At 60.3% G+C, this 22,751-nt stretch carries 27 protein-coding genes and 1 pseudogene; 16 read left to right on the top strand and 12 right to left on the bottom strand.

The annotated features are described in order from the left end of the window. Positions 1–134: 134 nt before the first annotated feature. Entirely contained in the window at positions 135–1,001 is an 867-nt protein-coding gene (locus tag JBO08_RS27840; protein WP_065910644.1) for a LysR family transcriptional regulator, read from the bottom strand. 93 nt (positions 1,002–1,094) lie between these two features. On the opposite strand from JBO08_RS27840, the gene JBO08_RS27835 reads away from it, so the two are divergent. The 4 genes from JBO08_RS27835 to JBO08_RS27820 are packed head-to-tail and all read left to right on the top strand — an operon-like array spanning position 1,095 to position 3,787. Beyond that, positions 1,095–1,637, top strand: a complete 543-nt coding sequence (locus JBO08_RS27835) for a DUF4865 family protein (RefSeq protein WP_220075268.1) — start codon at positions 1,095–1,097, stop codon at positions 1,635–1,637. Between the two features lie 54 nt (positions 1,638–1,691). Beyond that, a complete protein-coding gene (locus tag JBO08_RS27830; protein WP_065946369.1) occupies positions 1,692–2,246 on the top strand; it encodes a histidine phosphatase family protein in 555 nt (184 codons plus the stop codon). 45 nt (positions 2,247–2,291) lie between these two features. Next, entirely contained in the window at positions 2,292–3,047 is a 756-nt protein-coding gene (gene cobF, locus JBO08_RS27825) for a precorrin-6A synthase (deacetylating) (protein ID WP_065889421.1), read from the top strand. An 11-nt stretch (positions 3,048–3,058) separates the two neighbouring features. After that, positions 3,059–3,787, top strand: coding sequence for an alpha/beta hydrolase (locus JBO08_RS27820; protein WP_065889423.1), 729 nt, complete (start codon positions 3,059–3,061; stop codon positions 3,785–3,787). A gap of 60 nt (positions 3,788–3,847) precedes the next feature. Here the strand turns inward: JBO08_RS27820 and JBO08_RS27815 are convergent, their stop codons facing one another. Together JBO08_RS27815 and JBO08_RS27810 are read right to left on the bottom strand one after the other, a co-directional pair. Further along, positions 3,848–4,402, bottom strand: a complete 555-nt coding sequence (locus tag JBO08_RS27815) for a hypothetical protein (RefSeq protein WP_220075267.1) — start codon at positions 4,400–4,402, stop codon at positions 3,848–3,850. Between the two features lie 72 nt (positions 4,403–4,474). Then, entirely contained in the window at positions 4,475–6,283 is a 1,809-nt protein-coding gene (locus JBO08_RS27810; RefSeq protein ID WP_065889427.1) for a monovalent cation:proton antiporter-2 (CPA2) family protein, read from the bottom strand. A gap of 246 nt (positions 6,284–6,529) precedes the next feature. On the opposite strand from JBO08_RS27810, the pseudogene JBO08_RS27805 reads away from it, so the two are divergent. Together JBO08_RS27805 and JBO08_RS27800 are read left to right on the top strand one after the other, a co-directional pair. Beyond that, a pseudogene (locus JBO08_RS27805) lies at positions 6,530–6,894 on the top strand (type II toxin-antitoxin system RelE/ParE family toxin). Continuing rightward, positions 6,887–7,192 (top strand): XRE family transcriptional regulator, encoded by a 306-nt coding sequence (locus JBO08_RS27800; RefSeq protein ID WP_049708781.1) that lies wholly within the window; start codon positions 6,887–6,889, stop codon positions 7,190–7,192. The pseudogene JBO08_RS27805 and the gene JBO08_RS27800 overlap by 8 nt, the downstream one beginning before the upstream one ends. Before the next feature lie 48 nt (positions 7,193–7,240). On the opposite strand, the gene JBO08_RS27795 is transcribed toward JBO08_RS27800, so the two are convergent. Continuing rightward, a complete protein-coding gene (locus tag JBO08_RS27795) occupies positions 7,241–8,143 on the bottom strand; it encodes an EamA family transporter (protein ID WP_065910641.1) in 903 nt (300 codons plus the stop codon). 206 nt (positions 8,144–8,349) lie between these two features. Here JBO08_RS27795 and JBO08_RS27790 point away from each other — a divergent pair, with 206 nt between their 5' ends. From JBO08_RS27790 to JBO08_RS27780, 3 genes are all read left to right on the top strand, one after another. After that, positions 8,350–9,147, top strand: coding sequence for a helix-turn-helix domain-containing protein (locus JBO08_RS27790; RefSeq protein WP_220075266.1), 798 nt, complete (start codon positions 8,350–8,352; stop codon positions 9,145–9,147). A 103-nt stretch (positions 9,148–9,250) separates the two neighbouring features. Then, a complete protein-coding gene (locus tag JBO08_RS27785) occupies positions 9,251–10,804 on the top strand; it encodes a DUF726 domain-containing protein (protein WP_220075265.1) in 1,554 nt (517 codons plus the stop codon). Between the two features lie 41 nt (positions 10,805–10,845). Continuing rightward, positions 10,846–12,165: an Nramp family divalent metal transporter gene (locus JBO08_RS27780; protein ID WP_065889435.1), complete on the top strand. Its 1,320-nt coding sequence runs from the start codon at positions 10,846–10,848 to the stop codon at positions 12,163–12,165. Between the two features lie 27 nt (positions 12,166–12,192). Here the strand turns inward: JBO08_RS27780 and JBO08_RS27775 are convergent, their stop codons facing one another. The 3 genes from JBO08_RS27775 to JBO08_RS27765 all read right to left on the bottom strand — a co-directional run bounded on the left by JBO08_RS27775 (position 12,193) and on the right by JBO08_RS27765 (position 13,999). After that, positions 12,193–12,570 (bottom strand): type II toxin-antitoxin system VapC family toxin, encoded by a 378-nt coding sequence (locus JBO08_RS27775; protein ID WP_065876174.1) that lies wholly within the window; start codon positions 12,568–12,570, stop codon positions 12,193–12,195. Beyond that, the gene (locus JBO08_RS27770) at positions 12,567–12,926 is read right to left on the bottom strand and encodes a type II toxin-antitoxin system Phd/YefM family antitoxin (RefSeq protein ID WP_175403072.1); all 360 of its coding nucleotides are present in this window, start codon (positions 12,924–12,926) and stop codon (positions 12,567–12,569) included. The genes JBO08_RS27775 and JBO08_RS27770 overlap by 4 nt, the downstream gene beginning before the upstream one ends. Before the next feature lie 140 nt (positions 12,927–13,066). Then, positions 13,067–13,999, bottom strand: coding sequence for a LysR family transcriptional regulator (locus JBO08_RS27765; RefSeq protein WP_220075264.1), 933 nt, complete (start codon positions 13,997–13,999; stop codon positions 13,067–13,069). Positions 14,000–14,115: 116 nt separating this feature from the next. Between JBO08_RS27765 and JBO08_RS27760 the strand changes: the two genes are divergently transcribed. From JBO08_RS27760 to JBO08_RS27750, 3 genes are all read left to right on the top strand, one after another. Further along, positions 14,116–14,604: a DMT family transporter gene (locus tag JBO08_RS27760; protein WP_065876172.1), complete on the top strand. Its 489-nt coding sequence runs from the start codon at positions 14,116–14,118 to the stop codon at positions 14,602–14,604. A gap of 4 nt (positions 14,605–14,608) precedes the next feature. Further along, a complete protein-coding gene (locus tag JBO08_RS27755) occupies positions 14,609–15,061 on the top strand; it encodes a DMT family transporter (RefSeq protein WP_065876171.1) in 453 nt (150 codons plus the stop codon). A gap of 89 nt (positions 15,062–15,150) precedes the next feature. Further along, entirely contained in the window at positions 15,151–15,321 is a 171-nt protein-coding gene (locus tag JBO08_RS27750; protein WP_082224326.1) for a metallothionein, read from the top strand. 120 nt (positions 15,322–15,441) lie between these two features. Here the strand turns inward: JBO08_RS27750 and JBO08_RS27745 are convergent, their stop codons facing one another. Then, a complete protein-coding gene (locus JBO08_RS27745) occupies positions 15,442–15,714 on the bottom strand; it encodes a hypothetical protein (RefSeq protein ID WP_065876170.1) in 273 nt (90 codons plus the stop codon). A 16-nt stretch (positions 15,715–15,730) separates the two neighbouring features. Continuing rightward, on the bottom strand, positions 15,731–15,973 hold the full coding sequence (locus JBO08_RS27740) for a DUF6555 family protein (RefSeq protein WP_049708769.1): 243 nt from the start codon (positions 15,971–15,973) through the stop codon (positions 15,731–15,733). 116 nt (positions 15,974–16,089) lie between these two features. On the opposite strand from JBO08_RS27740, the gene JBO08_RS27735 reads away from it, so the two are divergent. From JBO08_RS27735 to JBO08_RS27725, 3 genes are all read left to right on the top strand, one after another. Continuing rightward, complete coding sequence (locus JBO08_RS27735; protein ID WP_065876169.1) at positions 16,090–16,854, top strand: helix-turn-helix transcriptional regulator; 765 nt, start codon at positions 16,090–16,092, stop codon at positions 16,852–16,854. A gap of 89 nt (positions 16,855–16,943) precedes the next feature. Beyond that, on the top strand, positions 16,944–17,117 hold the full coding sequence (locus JBO08_RS27730; protein WP_082224325.1) for a DUF1427 family protein: 174 nt from the start codon (positions 16,944–16,946) through the stop codon (positions 17,115–17,117). A 31-nt stretch (positions 17,118–17,148) separates the two neighbouring features. Next, positions 17,149–18,108, top strand: coding sequence for a zinc-binding alcohol dehydrogenase family protein (locus JBO08_RS27725; protein WP_220075263.1), 960 nt, complete (start codon positions 17,149–17,151; stop codon positions 18,106–18,108). A gap of 16 nt (positions 18,109–18,124) precedes the next feature. On the opposite strand, the gene JBO08_RS27720 is transcribed toward JBO08_RS27725, so the two are convergent. The 3 genes from JBO08_RS27720 to JBO08_RS27710 all read right to left on the bottom strand — a co-directional run bounded on the left by JBO08_RS27720 (position 18,125) and on the right by JBO08_RS27710 (position 21,224). Then, on the bottom strand, positions 18,125–19,153 hold the full coding sequence (locus tag JBO08_RS27720) for a purine nucleoside permease (RefSeq protein ID WP_065876167.1): 1,029 nt from the start codon (positions 19,151–19,153) through the stop codon (positions 18,125–18,127). A 14-nt stretch (positions 19,154–19,167) separates the two neighbouring features. Then, the gene (locus tag JBO08_RS27715; protein WP_065876166.1) at positions 19,168–20,130 is read right to left on the bottom strand and encodes a nucleoside-specific channel-forming protein Tsx; all 963 of its coding nucleotides are present in this window, start codon (positions 20,128–20,130) and stop codon (positions 19,168–19,170) included. A gap of 155 nt (positions 20,131–20,285) precedes the next feature. Next, entirely contained in the window at positions 20,286–21,224 is a 939-nt protein-coding gene (locus JBO08_RS27710; protein ID WP_065876165.1) for an AraC family transcriptional regulator, read from the bottom strand. 210 nt (positions 21,225–21,434) lie between these two features. Between JBO08_RS27710 and JBO08_RS27705 the strand changes: the two genes are divergently transcribed. Next, positions 21,435–22,745 (top strand): sugar ABC transporter substrate-binding protein, encoded by a 1,311-nt coding sequence (locus JBO08_RS27705; RefSeq protein ID WP_065876164.1) that lies wholly within the window; start codon positions 21,435–21,437, stop codon positions 22,743–22,745. The last annotated feature ends 6 nt before the right edge of the window (positions 22,746–22,751 follow it).

Raw genomic sequence — 22,751 nt, 5'->3', positions numbered from 1 at the left:
GATAAAACCAAGTCGCCTGGTTTGGGGCGGCTTCGCCACCCAGCGCGGGGCAAGCCCGCTCACTACAATTGTGAAAATGGCATCACCTGGGCAAGCCAGCTCCCACAAAAAAAGCACACTGGCGGGGGCTGGTTTCAACGTTGCAGCACACCACGAAAGGTCGCGCTCAGGGCGCGCAATGTTTCCCTGGAGCGTGCGTCACTGATCCGGCTGTGAAGCACCACTTCACTCACGGGCAATGCCGGCAACCCATATTGCTCGCTCACCTCAGCCGCGCCAGCGGGTGCCACGCGGTGGGCGAGGGCGGCTACGCCGAGGCCGGCGCTGACTGCCGCCCCCACGGCCATCACACCGCCGCCGACGAATACTTCGGTCCAGTCGATGCGCGCCGCGTCCAGTGCGCGTGTGGCCAAGTGGCGAACGCCGCAGGGCGCAGCCATGGTCGCCATGCGCAGTGGCGTGCCGGGGCTGTGTTGCCAGGTGGGCGCAGCGAACCAGCCGAAGCGTTCCACCACCAAGACTTCGCCGTCCTGGCGGTCACCCTCGTTGCGCACGATGACCGCGTCCAGCTCGTTGCGATCGAAGGCGGCGACCAGGTCGCGGGAGGAGGCGATGCGGACTTCGAGGATCACCAAAGGGTCATAGGCGGCCAGGCGGCTGAGCCAGGTCGGCAAGTCCGGGCCGGCGACGTGGTCGCTGATGCCGATCACCAAGCGACGCGGTGCGTGGGTGCCCATGTCGCCCAGCGCGCGTTCATGGGCGTTGAGCAGCGCACGCGCGGCCACGATGAACTGCTCGCCCTTGGGCGACAGCCGCACGTGCCGTGGCGTGCGCTCAAGCAGGCGATAGCCGAGGCGCTCTTCAAGGCGCTTGAGCTTAAGGCTGATCGCGGCCTGGGAGGTGTCGAGGGCCTCGGCGGCACGGGTGAAACTGGCGAAATCCGCCACCAGTACGAAAGCGTGCACGGTGTCGATATCCAGAGGTTTGAGCGCGTCAGTCATATCGGATCCTTATCGCATCTATATCGGCTCATATCTTGTTGAAATCATCACGGGTGCGCAAGCTGGAACCTCATCTTGCCAGGGAGCTTTTTTATGTTCGCCAAACAGTATTCACACCGCTTGCCCGCCGACTACGACATGAACGTGATTCGCCGACGCGCCGCGCAGTTGGGGCCGTTGTGGGATCACGCTGAAGGGTTGTTGTTCAAGGCGTTTATCGCCCAGGAGACTGGCGGCAATGTGTATTCCTCGGTGTACCTGTGGGCCGACCCCTTGCAGGCCGCTGACTTTTTGCTGGGGGAGCGTTTCCAGAAAGTGCTCGACAGCTTCGGTCGTCCGCATATCGAGAGTTGGCTGCCGCTGGATCTGCAACGCGGCCCGGCGCAGAACGCGCTGAGTGTGTATCGGGAGGAATGGCCGCTGGCGCCTGGCGCGGACCGCGCGGGCATAGTGGCCGATGAGAAACGACGGAATCAGCACTTGGCGGATAGCAACGACACGTTCGCGGTGTTCCTCGCGCTGGACGTACAAGCGTGGCGCTTGGTGCGGTTTACGCTGTCGGCCAAGACGTTGGACGTCGAGCACCCAGGCACGGGCTACCAGGTGCTCTATCTGGCACAAGGCGTTGCGCCCTAGCGATAACTGCGCCAGTCTTGGTGGCCTTAATCCTTGTCGTTGAAACAATCCGTGATCCAGGCCACCCGTTTGACACTCATCTGCCATGCCGCCACGCCGCTGCAAAAGCGCGGGCGTTTTCCGGACGACGAGGCGGTGGCGATGGATTGGCAGGGGGCGGCGCTGTCCCTGGCCGGGCGCTATAAAAAACCCCGGCGTTTGTTGTGCGGGCCGGAAATGCGCGCACGGCAGACTGCCGGCTTGTTCGGCGGTGACGCAGGAGTCGAAGACGCCCTGCGTGACGCTGATTTCGGCCAGTGGAAAGGCCAGGCCATCAGCCAACTGAATGGCGATCAGTTAAACACCTGGCTCACTGACAGCACGTGCGCACCCCATGGCGGCGAGTCGGTGGATGACGTTTGCACGCGTGTCGCGCAGTGGATGAAATCCCTCGAAACCCAACCCGGCCATGTGGTCGCCATTACGCACCCCTTTGTGATCCGCGCCGCACTGCTGTACGTGATGCGGTTTCCGCTGTCGATGTTCTATCTCATCGACGTCGAAGCGCTGTCAGCCACTGAACTTCGCTTCAACAAGGCCTGGCGCCTGCGCCTGGAAACTCACGCCTAGGCGCCTGAACATGGCAAAATCCACGCCCCGCACTGAGAGCTACCCATGAAACGCATCCTGATCATCGGCATTGGCGCCGGCAACCCTGACTACATCACGATGCAGGCCGTGAAAGCGCTCAACCGCACCGACGTGTTTTTCCTGATGGACAAGGGCCAGAGCAAAGACAAGTTGATCGACCTGCGCCGCGAGATCTGCGAGACCTATATCACCGAGCCTGGCTACCGCTTCGCCGAGGCCGATTGCCCCGAGCGTGTGCGCGGCGATATCGACTACACCACCGCCGTGCAGGACCTCAACCGCGACAAGCAGCAGACTTTCGAGCGCATGATCAATGAGGAAATGGCCGACGGTGAAGTGGGCGCTTTCCTGGCGTGGGGCGATCCTGCGCTGTACGACAGCACCATCCGTATTTTGCAGGCGATTTTGGCCAGTGGCCGCTGCGCCTTCGAGTTCGACGTCATCCCCGGTATCACCAGCGTGCAGGCGCTGGCCGCACAGCACAAAGTGCCGCTGAACCGCATCGGCAAGTCGGTTGAGATCACCACCGGGCGCCGTCTGGCGGCGGGGCAGGCGAGTGATGCCGACACCCTGGTGGTCATGCTTGACGCCGAAGATTCCTACCGTAGCGTGGCCGATCAGGACCTGGACATCTACTGGGGCGCCTACCTCGGCACGCCGGATGAGATCCTCATCAGCGGCAAGGTGAGTGAGGTGGCCGAAGAAATCCAACGGGTGCGCAAGGCCGCGCGCCTGGAGAATGGCTGGATCATGGACACTTATCTGCTACGCAAACCCTGAGGTAACGTCCCATGCTTAAACTGTTTGCCCTGGCGCTGACCCTGCTAGCCGGTGCCGCTCATGCCGACGATACGCTGCACACCGACTTGCCGCTGTCGTACCTGGAGCAAACCCAGGGCGATGCGCGCAACCAACCGCTGGTGATTTTCCTGCATGGCTTTGGCAGCAACGAGGAAGACCTGTTTGGCATCAAGGACGCGCTGCCGTCCACGTGGACTTATTTGTCGGTTCGGGCGCCCATGCCGGTCGATCCGAATGGATTCCGCTGGTTTACCAAGACGCCGGGTGACGGCGATTACGATGGTGTCACGGCCGATCTTCAGCGCAGTGCGGGGCTGATCAAGGACTTCGTCGGCAAAGCCACCGCCAAGTACCACACCCGGAGCGATCGGGTGTTCCTGATTGGTTTCAGCCAGGGCGCGATCATGTCGTATGAGGTGGCGTTGCGTGACCCGCAGCTGGTGCGGGGGATTGCGGCGTTGAGTGGCAGCGTGTTGCCGGTGCTCAAGGCTGAGCTGAAACCGGATGAATCATTGGGCAAGCTGGCGATCTTTATTGGTCACGGCACCTTGGACCAGGCGCTGCCGTATGCATCGGCGACCCGGGCAAACGAGGTGCTGACGGGGCTGGGGTTGAAGCCGGAGTTTCATGGGTATCCGGGGATGAACCACACCGTCAGTGAGGCGGAAGTGCAGGACTTGAAGATTTGGCTGGAAAAAAGCCTGAGGCAAACGCCGTAAAAAATGTGGGAGCTGGCTTGCCTGCTCCCCCATTGGTTTTGTGTTGCTTGGGAGATCGGGTTACTTACCGCCTGTAATCTGCTTCACCAACGCGGCATGCCCCTTGGCATCATCCGCCCGCGAAATCGCCTGGATCACCAGCAAATGATTGCCCGAACCGCCGAGGAACGTGGATTGCAACGTCTTGCCGCCACCCTGGGTGGCGGTGCTGTCCACTTGGCGCAGGCCCAGGCCCTTTGAGTTCAGCTTCTTCTCGCTCTGCTTCTTGAAGTCAGGCAGCGCTGCGCTCTGGTCCTTGACGAAGCCGGCCACGGCGCCATCGAGGAACTGCGCGTCGTTATCCCCGATGGTTACTCCATCGTTACGCACGGTTTCGGCGACGATCACCACACTTTTCGTGGTTTGGTTGGCGTACATCGTGCCTTGGGTATCGGCGGTGCCATCATCCGCCTTGCCAGCCGGCAAGGTGTCGGCAGCGTAGGCCTTGGGCAGGTTGAAGGTGAACTTGCCGCCCAGGGTAGAGATGGTTTGCGTAGTTGGCTTGGAGGCGGCGAAGACACTGCCGGCAGTAAGCGCGAGGACCAGCAGGGCGGCGGTCTTGGTGAAAGTGGCCATGAAGCGCTCCAGGGATGAACGAAATTGCGGCATATTCTGTCAGAATTTTCGCAAGATCGTTCACCGATAGCCTCACACCTTGTCGGACTCTTCCTCGAGTCGGTCCATCTCAAACAGCCGCGCCAACTCCGTCCGCGCTTCTTGAGCGGTCTGCATCACTTTCGCTGCATCGTCGTACACCGCGTGTTGCGCCGCCAGCACTTGCAGGTCGTGGTTCTTGAAGCGCGTGATGCGCGCATCGGCCTGAGCCTGGCTCAAGCCCAGGCCGACCAGGGTGCGACGGCTCATTTCCAGGCTGGAGTAGAAGGTCTCGCGAATCGGTGAGGCGTCCAAGTCCACCAGGCGGTGCACGTGCTGGCGGTTACGCGCACGGGCGATGATCTTCATGTGCGGGTAGAGGTTGCGCACCAGTTCGGCAGTCTTGATGTTGATCTCCGGGTCATCCATGGCGATCACAAAGAACTCCGCCTGGTCGACCTTGGCCGCATGCAGGATCTCCGGGCGTTGCGGGTCGCCGTAGAACACCGGCATGCCACCGAAGCTGCGGGTCAGTTCGATGGTCTCCACCGAGGTGTCCAGGGCGATAAACGAGATGTTCTGCGCACGCAGGATCCGCGCCACTATCTGGCCCATACGGCCCATGCCGGCAATCACCACGCGCGGTGCATCGCTCTCGATGGCGCGGTATTCCTCCGGCACTTCCACCGGTTTGACCTTTGGCTTGAACAGCTTCGGGCACACCAGCAACAGCAGCGGCGTCACGGCCATGGAGAGGGTGATGGTCAGTACCAACACATCATAGAGGTGAGGTTCGAACAGGCCCTGGTCGCGACCGATCTTGAACACGACAAAAGCAAACTCACCCCCGGCCGCCAGCACCACGCCCAGGCGCAGGGCGCTTTCGCGATTGAGGTCGCCCACCCGTCGGCCCACGGCGTACAGCAGCGGCAGCTTCAAGCCGATCAGCAGCAGCGTCAGCCCGATCACCACCCATGGCGAGCTGAGCAACAGGCTGAGGTTCGCGCCCATGCCCACGCTGATGAAGAACAGGCCCAGCAGCAGGCCCTTGAACGGTTCGATCTGGGATTCCAGTTCGTGACGGTACTCCGAATCCGCCAGCAGCAAGCCAGCGAGAAACGCGCCGAGGGCCATGGACACGCCCACCAGTTCCATCAACCAGGCTGTACCGATCACCACTAGCAACGCCGTGGCGGTGGACACTTCGCGCAGACCGGTCTTGGCGACGATGCGAAACACCGGCCGCAGCAGGTAGCGACCGCCGATGATGACCACGGCGATGCTGCCGAGGATCTGCAAGACATGCTGCAGGCCCTGGGCTTCGGTAGTGGGGTGATCGCTGCCGGCCAGCAGCGGCACCATGGCGATCAGCGGGATTGCAGCGATGTCCTGGAACAACAGAATCGCAAACGCGAGGCGACCGTGTGGTTGGTTCAGCTCTTTGCGCTCGGCAAGGCTTTGCAGGCCGAACGCGGTGGACGAAAGCGCCAGGCCCAGGCCGAGCACAATGGCACTGTTCCACGACTGGCCAAACAGCCACAGGGCCACCACGCCCATCACCAGGCCGGTGAGCAGCACCTGGGCCAGGCCAACGCCAAACACGGCCTTGCGCATTACCCACAAACGCTTGGGTGACAGCTCCAGGCCGATGATGAACAGCAGCAGTACCACGCCCAGTTCAGAGAATTGCGCGACGCTTTGCGGGTTGCCGATCAGGCCGAGCACCGACGGCCCGATGATCACGCCGGCAAACAGGTAGCCCAGCACCGCGCCCAGTTGCAGGCGTTTGGCCAGGGGCACGGTCAGCACGGCGGCGAGCAGGAATACCACGGCTGCTTGTAACAGGTTGCCTTCATGGGGCATTGCGAACTCCAGAATCTTTAAAGCCAATCAACAGGCGGGTATTAGAGCGCTTTTTACATGTCGAAAATTGTGTTTTTGCAGCGCGTGAGGCTGCATTGGGCGCTTTTCCTGCGGTGGATCGATGGTTTTGCCGGCTGGTCGGAAGGATGTACAAACAATTTCCCGGTGTGGGCGGGTGGCAGCTCATCCAATTCATCTACTAGGTTTTATGCTCTTGAGTTTATATTCCTTGGGTGGCATATTTGCATGGACTGGGACATTGAGTACACGGATGAATTCGGAGCTTGGTGGGAAGCGTTGGGCGCAAAGGAGCAAGTCTCGGTGTCTGCCAGCGTTGATCTATTGGGGCTATTCGGGCCGGGTTTGCGCTTCCCCACAGCAGCGATATCAAGGGCTGCCGGCACGGTAACCTGCGGGAACTGCGCATACAGCACGCGGGTAGGCCTTATCAGGTCTTGTACGCGTTCGATCCGCGACGATGCGCGTTATTGCTGATCGGCGGTGATAAAACCGGGCAACACCGATGGTATGAGGAACACGTCCCAGTGGCAGAAAAGCTGTACGACGTGCATTTGGATACATTGCGTAAAGAGGGCCGTACCCATGGCTAAAAAATTCGCTGAACTTCAAGCCCGCATGACGCCGGAATCCCGTGCCGAAGCGCAGCAGTTGTTCAAGCAGCATCTCAAGGAAATGCCCCTGCATGAGCTGCGCAAGGCTCAGCAGTTGAGCCAGGAAAGCCTGGCCAAAGCATTGAATATCAACCAGGCGGCGGTTTCCAAGATGGAGCGTCGCACCGACATGTACATCAGCACGTTACGCGACTATATCCGCGCGATGGGCGGCGAACTGGAGATTATTGCGACGTTTCCCGATGGCCAGGTCAAGATCGACAATTTCGCGTATTGAGTGCCATGCGGAAGCCTGGCCAGGTGCTGGGCTTGTCTGCTGCCGTTGTTACTTATCAGCCTGCATCACGGCGTGAGGCCCGACCGGCGCCAGGCTCACCGGCCTGCGGTATAACCCCACCGCCAACCCGACGATGATGGTCCCGATCGAGATCAGGTTGGGCGTGGAAATGCGCTCGTCCAGCATCAGCATCGAGCTGGTAATGCCAAACACCGGGATCAGCAACGACAGCGGCGCTACGGTGGACACCGGGTACAACTTGAGTAGGGAGTTCCAGCCCCAGTAGGCGAAGTGCGTGGCCAGGTACACCTGGAAGAGGATGGACAGGATCGCCGTCAGGTCGAGGTTGGCTTGCAAACCCTCGAACGCAGCGCCGCCATGCATCAGCCAGGCGGTGAGGAACAGTGGAATCGGTGGGATCAGGCTGGCCCACACCATGAACGAGAAGATCTCCTTGACCCCGGATTTCTTGATGATCACGTTGCCCACGCTCCAGGCTACTGCGCTGAGTACGATCAGCATGACGCCGAGCACCGCATGGTTGCCGTCCTGGGTGGAAATGATTCCCGCCAAACCGATCAGGGCCAGCACGGCACCGAGCATCTGCGCGCCGCGGATTCTCTCCTTGAACAGCACAACGCCCCAGCCCAGGGTGAAGAACACGCTGAGTTGAATGATCAACGATGCAATACCGGGGCTCACACCCACCTGGATGCCGTAGTTGATCACGCCCCACATGCCCAGCCCGAAAATAATGCCGTAGGCGGTCACATAGCTGAACTTGACGGCAGGGCGCTTGATGAAGAACACCAGCGGCAAGGCGGCAAGGGCAAAGCGGATGCCGGTGAGGACAAACGGATCGATAGCGCGCAGGCCCAGTTTGGTGATGGGGAAGTTGACCCCCCATACCAGGGTGACGAGCACCGCAAGCGACAGATGTTTTTTCAGCATGGACCCTCCTTGGGTCAGGCGGCACAGCGCGATTGCGATGTGTCGCCGGAAATTCAGTTCAAGGCGAACCGTTGCGGGCTGGGAGTTTTTGACACTCATTTTCCGGAAACCCCTTCGATATCAGCCCAACATGGGGAGCAATGATTCTAGGTTGCAGCGTTATGGCCCGCTTGCTATGCCAGGTCATATTTTGACAAAATCGGGCCATGTCGCCGACCTTCACCTATACCCCTTACACACCGAATAGCCCCGAAGCGGTGGTGACGCTGTGCGAGTACCCGTCCGGTACCGTGTTTCCACGCCACACTCACCGGCGCGGGCAGTTCGCCTACGCCTCGGCAGGCGCATTGAAAATGTTCACTGACCTGGGCAGTTGGGTGGTTCCGCCGCAGCGGGCAATCTGGGTGCCGGGCGGGGTGTCCCACGAGATGCACATGCGCGGCGACGTGGTGATGCTCAATACCTACCTGGACGACGACGCGGTACGACGCACGGGGTTGTTGGACCATTGCCAGGTATTTGGCGTATCGCCGCTGTTGCGCCACCTTTTGGAAGCGGCGCTGGCGATTGGGCCGTCGGCGTCTCCCGGCGTTCGCGACCGGTGCGTGCTGACCCTGTTGGTCGATGAAATCGGCGCCATGCCCGAGTTGCCCCTTAGCGCGCCGTTGCCTTCCGAAGCCCGGCTGGCCCGCGCCTGTCAGCGCTTCCTCGAAGCGCCCACACAGAGAATCTCCATCTGCGAGATGGCCGATTGGTCGAGCATGAGCCGGCGCACCTTTACCCGAAACTTTCGGGAGTGCACCGGCATGACCTTTGTGTCGTGGCGCCAGCAGGTGTGCTTGCTGGAGGCTACTGCGCGACTCAGTCACGGCTCGTCCATCACCGAGGTGGCGTTCGAGTTGGGTTTCAGCAGTCCCAGCGCATTCACGTCGGTATTTCGTCGTAACTTGGGCGATTCGCCAGCACGCTACCTGGCCAAGTCCAAGGCCGCTTCCATGTTCTGAAAGGAGGAGGGCGCCAACGTCGTGCCTTTTCCCCCAGCGGTACGGCATTGAGCCTCACCCTTTGTTACTATCGCCGTCCCTTTTCACCAGGAGTCACCGCCCCATGCAGCACCAGTGGGATGAAATGCACCGCACCCGCAAGCCCACGTTCGTACTGTGTGGCGAGCCTCAGGGCGATGTGCTCAATCTCTACGTTCACGGTTATTCGGCGTTCTTCAACCGGCAACAATTGGGCAGCTTCAAGGCGCAGTTGGCGGGCGTCGAAGGCTCGACCAACCTGATGCTGTTCTGGCCGGCGGGGCATTTTCTGGAAAACTTGTTCGCTCCCTTCAAGGATGTACTGGGCGCGATGCTCAGCGGCGGCAACCTGGGCGCGGCGACTGTGGGGGTGGGCAAGGCGATTGCTTATTTCCTCGATCACTACAAAAGCGTCGAGGCCCGGGTGGACGAAGTCGCCAGGAGCCTGTTACCGGAACTCGCCAGCTACTTGCACGGTGAGTCCCTTGAAGTACGGCGTATCAACCTGATCGGCCATTCCCTGGGCGCGCGCATTCTGGTCAAGAGCCTGTTGGCCAGCCCTGAAACTGCCCGCGAACTGCCATTGGACAACCTGTTGTTGATGGGCGGCGCGATCTGTACGTCGAGCCCGTGGGATGAAGTCTCGGCACCGCTCAAGGGGCGTGTGATCAACTGCCATTCCAGCAAAGACTGGGCCCTGGCGATGAAACCGGATACCGAACGTTGCATCGGCCGCTATGCGATCCCGGTCACGCCAGCGCTCAAGGCCAAGGTTACCAATGTGCACCTGGCGACGTTCGACCACGCCGCCTATTGGCCGCAGTTGCGGACGGTGGTGCAGTACACCGACCTGTCGCACGAGCGACGCGGCATGATCCGTTCCGATCAACGCAGCACTGAGGTACGTTTTGCCGAAGAGGACGCGGAACTGTTCCCGGCGCTGGTGCAGGCACGGCCGGAAGAATTGAAGTTCCTTGCTGAGTTGATGGCGCAAAAGCGCAGCGCTTCAATCGACGCCAGCGTGCGCGAGCCACTCAAATTGGCCATCGAGTTGCAACGCATGGGCGGTGATACTTTTATGAACCTGGCCCGCGGCCATGGCGTGAGTTACCGCCAGATCGCCGAAGATGTGGTGCAGCGGTTGGGGATCAAGTTTGACGAACCTCTCGATACCGTCGAATTGGCAGACCTGGAAGCCCAGGTTGCGGAAAAGCTCATCGAACAATACAAAGACAAACTCAGTAACGCTGACCGGCAGGTGTTCGATGCGGAGCTCAAGGCGGCCGCGCAAAAGGAGCAGGGGCTGTTCAGCCGTTTCGATGTTGGCCGATCAGCCACCACTGCGTTGAGTGGTACGGCGTTGGCCGGGCTGACCGGGTTTATCCTGCGCCGTGGTGCCGCCACAGCGATTCCGGTGGTGGGTCAGGCTGTGGCAGCGGCGATGCTGCTGGTGAGCGGTGTACGCGCGTTTTCCGGCCCTGCGTATTCGATCACCACCCTGGCAGTACTGGTGATTGGGTTGATCCGCCAGCGCATGGAGCGCGAAGCGATGAGCCAGGAGATGGACCTGGTGGTGCAAGTTGTCGAAGCGTTCGATCTGCCGCGGGAGACGGTGATGCGCACGGTTGCGTCTGACTGATAAGCTGCGTCTCTATCGAGTGTGTTTGCCTGGGATACCGCGTGAAATTCAGCCTGCCAAAAATCGCTACCGCCCCGTTTTGCCCGCCGGAAGTGGCCGGCTCCGTCGCCGTTGATCCCAAGGCTTCGTTCTTCAAGCGCGTGTTGATGTTCGCCGGGCCAGGCCTGCTGATCTCTATCGGCTACATGGACCCAGGCAACTGGGCCACGGCCATCGAGGCCGGCTCGCGTTACGGTTACAGCCTGCTATTCGTCGTGCTGCTGGCCAGCCTGGCAGGGATGGCGGTGCAATGCCTGTGCTCGCGCTTGGGCATCGCCACCGGCAAGGACCTCGCGCAACTGTGCCGTGAACGCTATAGCAAGCGATCCGCCCGCACCCAGTGGGTGTTGGCAGAAATCTCCATCATCGCCACCGACCTTGCCGAAGTGCTGGGCTGCGCCTTGGCGTTTCACCTGCTGCTTGGCGTGTCGCTGACCACCGGCATTGTGATTACCGCTTTTGACACATTGTTGATCCTGGCGCTGCAAAACCGGGGTTTCCGCCGCCTGGAAGCGATCATGCTGGCGTTGGTGGCGACCATTGGCGTGTGTTTCTTTATTGAACTGGTACTGATCAAGCCTTACTGGCCGGACGTGTTCAGTGGTTTTACGCCTTCACTGTCGGCCATCAGCGATGCCGCGCCGTTGTACCTGGCGATTGGTATTCTCGGTGCCACGGTGATGCCGCATAACCTTTACCTGCATAGCTCCATCGTGCAAACCCGCATGATCGGCAAGGACCTCGCCAGCAAACAGGACGCGGTCAAGCTGGCGCGCATCGACACCATCGGTTCGTTGGCCCTGGCCCTGCTGGTCAACGCTGCGATCCTGGTACTCGCCGCTGCCGCCTTCCACAAGACCGGCCACACCGACGTAGTCGAGATCCAGGACGCCTACCACCTGCTTGACCCGCTGGTCGGTGGCGCTTTTGCCAGCATCCTGTTTGGTGTGGCCCTGCTGGCTTCCGGTCAAAGCTCTACGTTTACCGGTACCATTGCCGGGCAGGTGATCATGGAGGGCTACCTCAACTTGCGCATTCCTTGCTGGCAGCGGCGCCTGATCACTCGTGGGCTGGCGCTGATCCCGGCGTTTCTCGGGGTATGGCTGATGGGCGACGATGCCATCGGCAAGCTCTTGATCCTCAGCCAGGTGGTACTCAGCCTGCAACTGCCGTTTGCGCTGTATCCGCTGATTCGCATGACCGGCGATAAGCAACTGATGGGGCCGTTCGTGAATCGGCTGCCGACACGGTTGCTGGCGTGGTTCCTGTTTGCGGTGATCAGTGGGGCGAATGCGTGGTTGATTGCGCAGTGGGTGTTTTGATTGGCGCTGTGCAGCCATTGCGAATCTCTACACCAGGATCGCCAACGGCGTGTACTGGGCGATCTGGGGGGCGGCCGTCAATAACTTCATCGGTTCGCTCACGGCCGTCGCAACGATGAGCCGATCAAAGGGGTCCTTGTGATGGTGCTCGAGATCCTTCACCGCAATGGTATGTTCTGAAGTGATGGGCAGTTCGACGAACCCGCTTTCCAGGCAGTACCAACGGATTTCCTCCAGATCGACAGTGAGTTTCCCTAACCCGACCTTGATTGCCATCTCCCAGAATGTTGCAGCGCTGATGTAAATATCTGCAGCATCCTCAATCAGTTTTTTGGCTTTGCTCGATAGCTTGGGATCATCAGTCAGTGTCCAAAGCAGGATATGGGTATCGAGCAGCACTCTCACGCTGGGTTGCCTTCGAAAGCATCCAGTAGATCGTCAGGTAACGGTGCGTCGAAGTCTTCGGGTATGACGAATTTCCCTTTCATGGCCCCGATTCTCCGGCCTTTGGCTTTGCCCACGGGGACAAGCTGGGCCATCGCACGCCCATGCTTGGCAATCGTGATGACTTTGCCAGCAGCGGCCTGATCAACCAGTTTTGACAGATTGTTTTTCGCTTCGCCCAAAGGAACAATAATCATGTGGTTATCCCCATATTTTGGCCACATATAGCCAAAACTAGGTGCGCTATCAGAGACAGCGCGACCGCTGGCTGAAGCGACTCGCTCAGAGCGCGATTTTTTGTTGTAAATGACGTCCATGGCAGGTCTCCAAAAAGATGTCAGCGAAGTCTGCCGCAGCGCGTCTAGCAGAGAAATGCTGGCCCGAAAAATCAGAACGGACCTACTTTTTCCAGTAAGAAAACTTCCTGCGTAGGCACGCTCCTCACGCGCTGTATCGCTCACCGATCCCAATATGGCACGACCCCAAAACACTCCACGAAGTAATCAATCACTGTGCGCACCTTCAGTGACATGCGCCGGCTCCCTGGCCACAGTGCCGCGATCTGCTGCGGTTCCAAGGTGGTAGCCACTTCGTATTCCGTGAGCACCGTCTGCAAGGTGCCGGCACGCAGGCCTTCGCCGATCAACCAGGAAGGAAACACCACCAGCCCGAGGCCTTGCTCGGCAGCGTGGCTCAGGGTGTCGGCGTGGTTGCCGGTGATCGGGCCCTTGACGCTATAGGGCATCCAGTCGCCTTGGCCTCTGCGGAAGAACCAGCGTTGTTGTCCGGTGATGCCCTTGTAGGCCAGGCACTGGTGGTTGATCAGTTCGTCGGGATGTTGGGGAGTCCCGTGCCTGGCCAGGTAGGCCGGGCTTGCGGCGATGCGAAAGCGTTGGGGCGCGAAGATGCGCGCCTGCATGCTGGAGTCGTTGAGCACACCAATGCGGAACAGCAGGTCAGTGCCGTCTTGCAGCGGGTCGACGAACGTATCGGTTTGCTGGATATCCAGTTGCAGTTTCGGATAGCGCCGGCATAACTCGCCCAGCCACGGTGACAGGTGACGCTGGCCGAATACCATGGGTGCATTGATGCGCACCAGGCCGCTGGGTTCGCTTTCCTGCTCTTGCAGGGCTTGGCTTGCAGCTTCCAACTGCTCCAGCACCAGGCGTGCATGCCGCCCGAGCAGGCGCCCGGCTTCGGTAGGGCTGACCGCCCGGGTGTGGCGGTACAGCAACTGTTGCCCCAACGCCTGTTCCATCAGCTGTATTTGCCGGGAAATAGACGAAGGCGCCAGGCCCTCACGCCGCGCCACTTCGGAAAAGCTGCCGAGGTCCAGTACCGCGACGAAGAGGCGCAGCGCCTTGAAACTCAGTTCATTCAAACCGTGCATCCTGCCTCCAGGCTGTGCGCTGTACGCAAAGGTGTTGTTGGCATACTCCCATTTATCGCACAGGACGGCCACTGGATAATGCGCGCCATGTTTCCCTTCTGAAGCGCAGGTGATGTATGCAGGCAAGTTCTATCGAGGGTGTGGCGCAGGCCACGCCGAAAAAAAACGTTCTACGGTTGCTGTTGTTGCCCCTGGTGATCCTGGCGGGCATGGGCCTGTCGGTAGAGGCAGGTTTGCTCGGTCCACTGGGTGTGCAGGTGGGGCATTTGTGGGCAACGTTGAGCATCTTTGGCGTGGGTTCGGCGATTCTGTTTTTGCTGCTGCTGTTCAGTGGCCCGCAAAAGGGGCCGGCGCTGACCGACTTGCCACGCTGGCAGTTGATTGGAGGCTTCCTGGGGCCTATGTACGTCGTCGTACTCACCTTGGCTACGCCGCACATTGGTATCGCCATGACCATGATCGCGATTCTGTCCGGGCAAGTGGGCAAGAGTGTGCTGATCGACCATTTCGGCTGGTTCGGCACCGCGCGCAAACGCGTCAATGGCGAGCGCTGGATAGCGTTGGCGTTGATTGTGGCGGCACTTGTTCTGATTGCGCGAGGATAAGACGATGAACCTGATTGTGTTATTGGTGCTGGTGATTGCCGCCGGAGCGGTGTTGAGTGTGCAGGCTGCCATCAACGGGCGTCTGGGCCAGGCGGTCGGTGTATTGCGCAGTAGCTTGCTGACCTTCGCGGTGGGTGCCCTGACGACCGCGCTGTTGATTTTCTTCTTCGAACCGGCCCAGGCCGTGAGCTTGCTGGACGTGCCGAAATGGCAACTGACCGGCGCGTTGTTCGGCGTGGTGTACATGATGGTGATGGTCGGCGCGGTGCCCATCGTCGGAACGGCCGTCGCGACGGTGGCGGTGATCGTTGGGCAATTGGGCATGGGTATGCTCATCGATAACTTCGGCTGGCTGGGCAACCCGGCCATCGAGTTATCGGGCAGCCGGATTGTCGCGATGGCGTGTCTGGCTCTGGCCCTGGTGTTCATGTACCGCAGCAATACCCGCACCGACTGATGGTTTGAACCATCGCTGGCGGCTGGCAGTCACTGCTTTAGGTGCTGGCAGTCGCCAGACCGCGACGACCATGAAAAAGGAGTCTGACCATGCCAGATAAGACCTGTGCCTGCCCGCACTGCAAGTGCGTATTGGGCGTTGACGCGGTAATGAAAGACGGTAAGGGCTATTGCTGCCAGGGATGTGCCGAGCACCATGCGCATGGTGAACCGTGTGCGGCTGCTACGGGCTGTGAGTGCGCCAAATCAACCCATGGCTGAACTCGGTCGAAACTGTGGGAGCGGGCTTGCTCGCGAAGGCGGTGTGTCAGCCAACAAATTTGCTGACTGACACAGCCTTCGCGAGCAAGCCCGCTCCCACATTGGTCTGCTTTGTTGCGGCTACTGGGTTTCCAGTTCAAGCCTGAGGCTATGGTCGGACAGGCGCTGCCTGCCTTTGACTACACCGCTCGTGCGTCGCCCCTCCAACGCAAAAACCACCGTCTGCGCCGAGTGCAAGTCATCCGGCAACGGCTGGAATATCTTCAGCACCATCCGGCCGGGTTGGCGCTGTAGGCTCACTTGGCACTCGACATGCTTGGCCATCGGCCCGAATAGCGTGTCCTGGGTGTAGTCAATGCGTGCTTTGCCACGAACCGGTACAGGTAAAACCATGGTTATCGCTCCTTGATCAAGCCTGGGCGCGCGCGTCCGAGCGGCGCCATTGCACATTAGTGATGCCGTACTTCTCGGCCTGCTCCTGGCTGGTCTTCTTGACGTGCTCGCGCGCGAAACGGCCGATACGCCCAATGCCCGCGTCACAACTCGCCCAGTGCCAGGCCTCCAGGGTATCGAGCTTTTCCAGGCGGATGATGAAGGACTTGGGTTCACCGTGCAGGATGTAGTCGATCACAAACAATTTTGCATTATTCATTGGCCCATTAACCCTCCGTGTATAACCAAGTGATCTCTACTGGCCGCAAAAATTCATTCGGATTGTCGAGCGGTGGTCATTACCATGGTGGCTCACCCTTGATAGATGTGCCCCCCATGGCCCTGGCCGCGCCGCCCGACCTCAGTGATCACGCCGTTCCCGTGCAGCCCCTGGCGCGCACCTATCCGCGTGGGTTGTATGTTGAACCCCATAGCCACGATTGGGGCCAATTGCTTTACGCCATGAGCGGCGTGATGTGGGTCGAGACGCCGCGCGAAGCCTTGGTCGTGCCGCCGCAGCGTGCGGTATGGCTGCCACCGGGGGTGGAGCATGGGATTCGCGTGGTCTCGGATTTGCAGATGCGCAATATCTACCTGCGACCGGCGCTAGCGGCCACGCTGGACAGTCAGGTGCAGGTGATCGAGGTCGGTGGGTTGCTGCGTGAGTTGATCGTCACGCTGGTGGAGGAGGGCGATAGCGGCGATGCGGCGTATTACGACGCCGTGGTCAACCTGGCCTTGCTGGAGCTGCAACGGGCGCGACGCTCGCAGATCCGCATCGCCATGCCGGTGGAGGCAGACCGTCGGCTGATCAACGCCTGCCAGGCGGTTATGGCCGCGCCCTCCCTGGAGATTTCTTTCGAGCAGCATGCGCAAACGGCCGGAGCCAGCGTGCGCACCTTGTCACGCCTATTCCAGAACCACTTGGGTATGGGCTTCGCCGAATGGCGGCGTCAGGTGCAGTTGGCTACGGCGGTGGCGGAATTGATCCAGGGTCAGCCAGTCAGTGCTATCGCACGCTCCCTCGGCTATTCGCCCAGCAGTTTCAGCGATATGTTCCGGCGTGAACTTGGCGTGGCACCCTCGCAGTACGTCGGTTGAAGATTTGGCCGAAAGCCTGAAGCACTTGGCCGATGCTTCAGGAATGTGCTCTCTACACTGAGCACATCCACTCATAAGGCACCGTCCCCATGAACTACCTGATTTCTCTCGCCATCGGCCTGTTTGTCGGCGTGATCTATGGCGCCCTGGATTTCCGCTCGCCTGCGCCGCCGGCCATTGCCCTGGTCGGCCTGATGGGCATGCTGCTCGGCGAAAAACTCTGGCCCATGGGCCGACAGCTGGTGGGCGCTTGGTTGTCTTGATCTGTTTTTTTCACTTCGATGGATATCGGCTATGAAAGCACTGCAATTTTCCGCCACCGGCGACCTCGCCGCCCTCAGCTTCGTCGACGTCGCCACCCCGGTGCCGGCTGCCAATGAAGTGTTGGTACAGATCAAGGCCGCCGGCCTCAACCCCAGTGACGTCAAAAATGTGCTTGGTCGCTTCCCCTACACCACGCTGCCGCGCATTCCCGGCCGTGATTTCGCCGGTGTTGTGGTGCAAGGCCCGCAGGAACTGCTCGGCCAGGAAGTCTGGGGCACTGGTCGCGACCTCGGTTTTTTTGCTGACGGTTCCCACGCTCAATACCTCACCGTGTCGGCCAAGGGCGTGGCGCAAAAGCCTGGCCATTTGAGCTTCGCCCAGGCTGCCAGCCTTGGCGTGCCGTATACCACCGCCTGGGACGCCCTGGAGCGCAGTGGTGTGACCAAGGGCACACGCTTGCTGGTCATCGGCGCCAATGGCGCCGTGGGCAGCGCGACCCTGGCCCTGGCGAAAGTTCGTGGCGCCCAGGTGCTGGCCGCTGTGCGTCGGCCGGAGCAAGTCGACGTGTTGCAGATGCAGGGCGTTGAGGCGATTGCCTTGGGTCAACCGGAGGCATTGGGTGCGCAGGTCAATGCGGTGTTCAAGGGCGGCGCCGATGTGATCTTCGACACCACCGGTTTCTGGCTACCGGCAGCCGTGGCAGGCCTGGCGCCGTTCGGTCGCATCGCGATCATCGCGGCACCGGTGGATGGCCATGTACAACTGCCGGCCCTGGCCCTGTACCGCAAGGGCGGCTCGGTGGTGGGGATCAATTCGTTGCTCTACAACTGCGAGCAGTGCGCGGTGATGCTGAGGCAGTTCGGGCGCTTTTTTGATGAAGGCTTGCTGCCGCTGCCCACCGGCCTGCGTGAAGTGGCGCTGGCTGATGGGTTGCAGTGCTACGAGGACGTGAACCAAGGCAGTACGGACAAAATCATCTTCCTGCCCTGACACGGTTTGATCTTTACTAGGCTTCGGGAACACCTTTTTCCCAGGCTGACCAGTTCTTGAGGATTGCCTGTACCAGCGGGTTGCCCGTGCGATACAGGTTCTCCAGCGCTGGCACGAACCCACCCTGATCCGCGTATTTCAGCAGGTTGTCCACTTCGCTGTAGCCAGGATAGGGGCGGTCGAAGTCTGAACCTGCACGCACCACCGCCAAGCGCTGGATATCCACCAACCCCTCACGGCTTGCACGCAACAGCGCTTCATAGGTGGAGTTGTCTTCCTGCTGGGTGGTGCAGTACTCACCTTTGTTGTCCGTCAGCAACTTGGTCCAGACTTCCGCACGTTCGCTCAGGCGCGTGCCGGAAAACCACGTATTACCCGCCAAGGTGTCGCAGCGGGTGACCTGTGGTGGCTGGTTGGCCGGGGCGGCAGGGTAGTGTTTGCGCCAGGCGCTGGACGCTTTGCTTTCAGTCAGTTCAACCGTGTGCGACAAGGCAAACGCCTTGGCCTGCAACTTGGGGTTCAGCTCGAACACTTCGGTTTTGTAGTCCAGCGGTGGTTTCTCGTTGGGCCCCTTGGTGTTGATGCCAATGTAGCCGGTCGGCCAATCCTTGGGTGCGTCCCGCGAATCCAGCTCCCACTGAGTGCCGAACTCCACCAGGTAGTGTGCCCAGGCGGTGGTGCCGATGGTGCCATGCTTGGGGCTGATGCCGGCGATCCCGGCGATCAGGAAATAGCTCTGGCGCAAGTCGAACTTGGGAGACAAGGCCAGGGCCAGCGTGGACGCGGCGGCATTGGTCTGACCCATGCCGGTCACCAGCAGGCACACATCCTGGGTGTTGCAGCGGATCACCGGGTATTCGGCGGACAGCCCCGGTACGCGCACTTCTTGCTTGAGTTCCAGGCGATCGATCCAGGTTTGTGCCTCGGGGGCGAACATGGTGATCAGCATCACTTTGGGTTTGATCGGCGTCGGCGTGTCAGCCATTGCCACGTGAGGCAGTATGGCCAGGCCCGCGGCGATTGAAAATCGAGTCAGCGTATTCATCTAATGCTCCTTTATCAGAATTGGTAGCCGACGCCGGCGTAATAGCCCCAGCCATCGGAACGGGCGCGGAAGTTGCCCTCGCCGAAATTCAACTCACTGCCGTCTTCCCAGTTGCCGCCGTTATGAAAGTAACGGCCAACCAGGGTGAAACGCAGGTGGGTGAACGAGTACAGCAGCACGTTGGTGGCCACCAGGGAATTGGCGGTGCGCGCCGGATTGTCCTTGTGCAGGTCTGAGCCGAAATCGTAGTTGGTGAAGCCGATATAGGTCAGTGAGGCGCCGTTGTCGAACTTGCTGATGGGCACGATGTACTTCATTTGCGCGCGGTAACCGTCCCACGAGTATTCATTGCTGGCGCCGTAGTTCTCCCACTGGTAACGCCCGTAGAAGTTGGCCGACAGGTTCACCCGCGAGTGGGTGTCGATGTCAGTGCCCAGGCCGCTGTACAGCGTGTTCGCGCGGTTTTCCTTACGGCTGCCGTGGTCGTAGATCCAGTCAAACGCCACATACCATTCCTTGAACGGCCCGATGGCCAGGCTGCGGCCTGCCAGGTAGTCGATGGAAATACGCGGCTCGTGCTCCATGAATACCGGCGAGCCGTGGTCCCACACGCCCTTGTCATTGCTGTTACCGATGGTGAGGATCTTCGGCACATCGATGTATCCGTACAGCTCGAATGGCCCTTTGCGGCCGAAATACTCGTATTCCAGGTAGACATCATCCTGTGGCTTGGGGCCGAAGCTGATGTCTTTGCTGCCGATCAATGTCAGGTCCTGGTTGAACCAGTCCGACAGGTACGGGCTATTTTTTGCCGGGCTGGCTTCAGGGCTCTTGGTTTTTGGGCTTAGGGTTTCGCCCTGTGCTGAGTCATCCACTGGTTTTTCCTGCGCCAAAATGGGCACGCTGAGTACTCCCGTAACGGCGGCCAGTAGCAAGGAAACACCAAAGGGAGCAGGACGCCTTGAGGTGGGTTGCATTGAAAATCCCTATTCGTACGCGGTTTGAACCCGATTCCTCGGGTGAGGAAGAACTTGGCTGGCAAGTTCGTTCCGCAAACGTTTGCACAGGCTGTACCAACTTTGCTCAATCAATTGATCAGCCTGAAAAAAACCGGGATTAGTCAACCTTTTGGTCAGAATTGACGGGGTGTCATTTTTTCGATTCGGTTAAACAAATGCATCGCGGTTTCCCTTCGATAGTCACTCGGCGTCTGGTCCATCTCGATACGAAAGTGCCGGTTGAAGTTGGACAGGTTGGCGTAGCCCACTTCAAAGCAGATGTCCGCCACCGACATATCGCTTTGCAGTAACAACCGGCAGGCGCGCTGCACGCGGAATTTGCGCATCAAGTCGATAAAACCATGGCCGGTGTTGCGCTTGAAGAAGCGCGAGAAGCCCGGTTCGCTCATTTCCAGCTGCTGCGCGATCACCGAAAGGCGCACATCGCCGGTGAGCTCGCGCATCAAATAGTCGAATGCCTTGTTGATGCGTTCGGCGCTGCGGGCGTCCAGGGTCGGCGCGTAGCAGGGGCTGGCCAGGGCCTTGACCTGCGGTGTCGGGGCGTTTTTCAGGCAGTCCAGCAGTTGCAGGAATAGGATCAACCGTTGCAGGCCATGGGCGCGCCCGATGTCTTCCATTAAACGCGCGGCTTGCAGCGCCGTCTCGCCCGTGAATTCGAGGCCGCGTCGGGCGTGCTCGAACAACGGCTGCAAGTCGCCGAGTTCAGGCAGGGTCTTGCGCAGGGCGAGGAGGGCGGCGCCGTCGAATTGCAACACCACATCGCGACCGGCCAGGTACTCACCCGGGGCCAGTTCGCCGATCCAGTCGTGGGGCAGGTCGGGGCCGATCAAGGCGACGTGCCCGGCACTGAACGCACCGATGTAGTCGCCGGCGACCAGTTTGCCGCTGCCTTGGCGGATCAGGTGGATTTCAAATTCGGGGTGGTGGTTCCAGCGCGCCAAATCATAGGGGTAGTCGTGTTCGAACCAACGGAAGCAGTGGTCCGGTTCGGGCAGGATCACTTCCAGCTCGGCGGGGCGGTGCTCGAACAGCTTGGCGCGGCTGGCAGGCATGGGAGGCTTCTTGTGATTCTTGGATCGATCCAAAATACGCGCCTCGGTCGTGGGAGCGCTACCCCCGGTTTCGCTTGGCACTGATACTTTTTTAACGTCGAGCCCAAGGTTAAAAAAGTACCAGTCAAGCATTCGTCACGCGTTTGTGGAGGGCTTGGACGAGCTGCTGTAATTGGCCCTCAACAACAAAAACAACAGGTAGAAACCGCTATGTTCAAGCTCCCGCAAGCGTTGTTCCTGCTGTCAGGCCTGGCGCTGGCCATCCCCAGCTATGCCGTCGACACCGTCACCATCGCTACGGTCAACAACAGCGACATGATCCGCATGCAGCGCCTGTCCAAGGTGTTCGAAGCACAGCATCCGGATATCAAGCTCAACTGGGTCGTGCTGGAGGAAAATGTGCTGCGCCAGCGCCTCACCACCGATATCGCCACCCAGGGCGGGCAGTTCGACGTGCTCACCATCGGCACCTACGAAACTCCATTGTGGGGCGCCAAGCACTGGCTGGAACCGCTGACCCAACTGCCGGCCGACTACGACGCCGATGATATCTTCCCCTCGGTGCGCCAGGGCCTGTCGGTCAACAACACCCTCTACGCCTTGCCGTTCTACGGCGAAAGCACGGTGACCTACTACCGCACCGACCTGTTCCAGCAAGCCGGCCTGAGCATGCCCACGCACCCGACCTGGACCCAGCTCGGCGAGTTCGCCGCCAAGCTCACCGCCAAGGACAAAGGCCAGTACGGCATGTGCCTGCGTGGCAAGGCTGGCTGGGGCGAGAACATCGCCTTGCTGAGCACCATGGCCAACGCCTTTGGCGCACGCTGGTTCGACGAGCAATGGAAGCCCGAGCTGACCAGCCCCGAGTGGACAGCGGCCGCCAACTTCTACGTCAACACCCTCAAGCAATACGGCCCGCCGGGCGTCTCCAGCAACGGCTTCAACGAGACCCTGGCGCTGTTCAACAGTGGCAAATGTGCGATCTGGGTCGATGCCAGCGTGGCCGGTTCCTTCACCACCGATAAAACTCAAAGCAAGGTCGCCGACAGCGTAGGTTTCGCTGCCGCACCTACCGAAGTCACGGATAAAGGTTCCTCGTGGCTCTACGCCTGGTCCCTGGCCATCCCGGCTACCTCAACGCACAAGGACGCCGCAAAGGCCTTTATCACGTGGGCCACCTCCAGGGACTACATCCAACTGGTCGCTGACAAAGAAGGCATCACCAACGTACCGCCAGGCACCCGCCAGTCCACCTACAGCGAGGCGTATTTGAAAGCCGCACCGTTTGCCCAAGTAACTTTGGAAATGATGAAACACGCTGACCCCGCGCATCCGTCGGCAAAACCGGTGCCTTATGTGGGCATCCAGTACGTGACTATTCCCGAGTTCCAGGCCATCGGCACATCGGTCGGCAAGTTGTTCTCGGCGGCGCTGACCGGCGGTATGTCGGTTGACCAGGCCTTGCACCAAGCGCAGTCCACTACCGAGCGCGAGATGAAACGCGCCGGCTATCCGAAGTAATTTCTA

The organism is Pseudomonas sp. LAP_36 (genome assembly GCF_019456785.1).
Classification (GTDB): Bacteria; Pseudomonadota; Gammaproteobacteria; order Pseudomonadales; family Pseudomonadaceae; genus Aquipseudomonas; species Aquipseudomonas tritici.
This window is presented reverse-complemented; position numbering and strand designations above follow the sequence as displayed.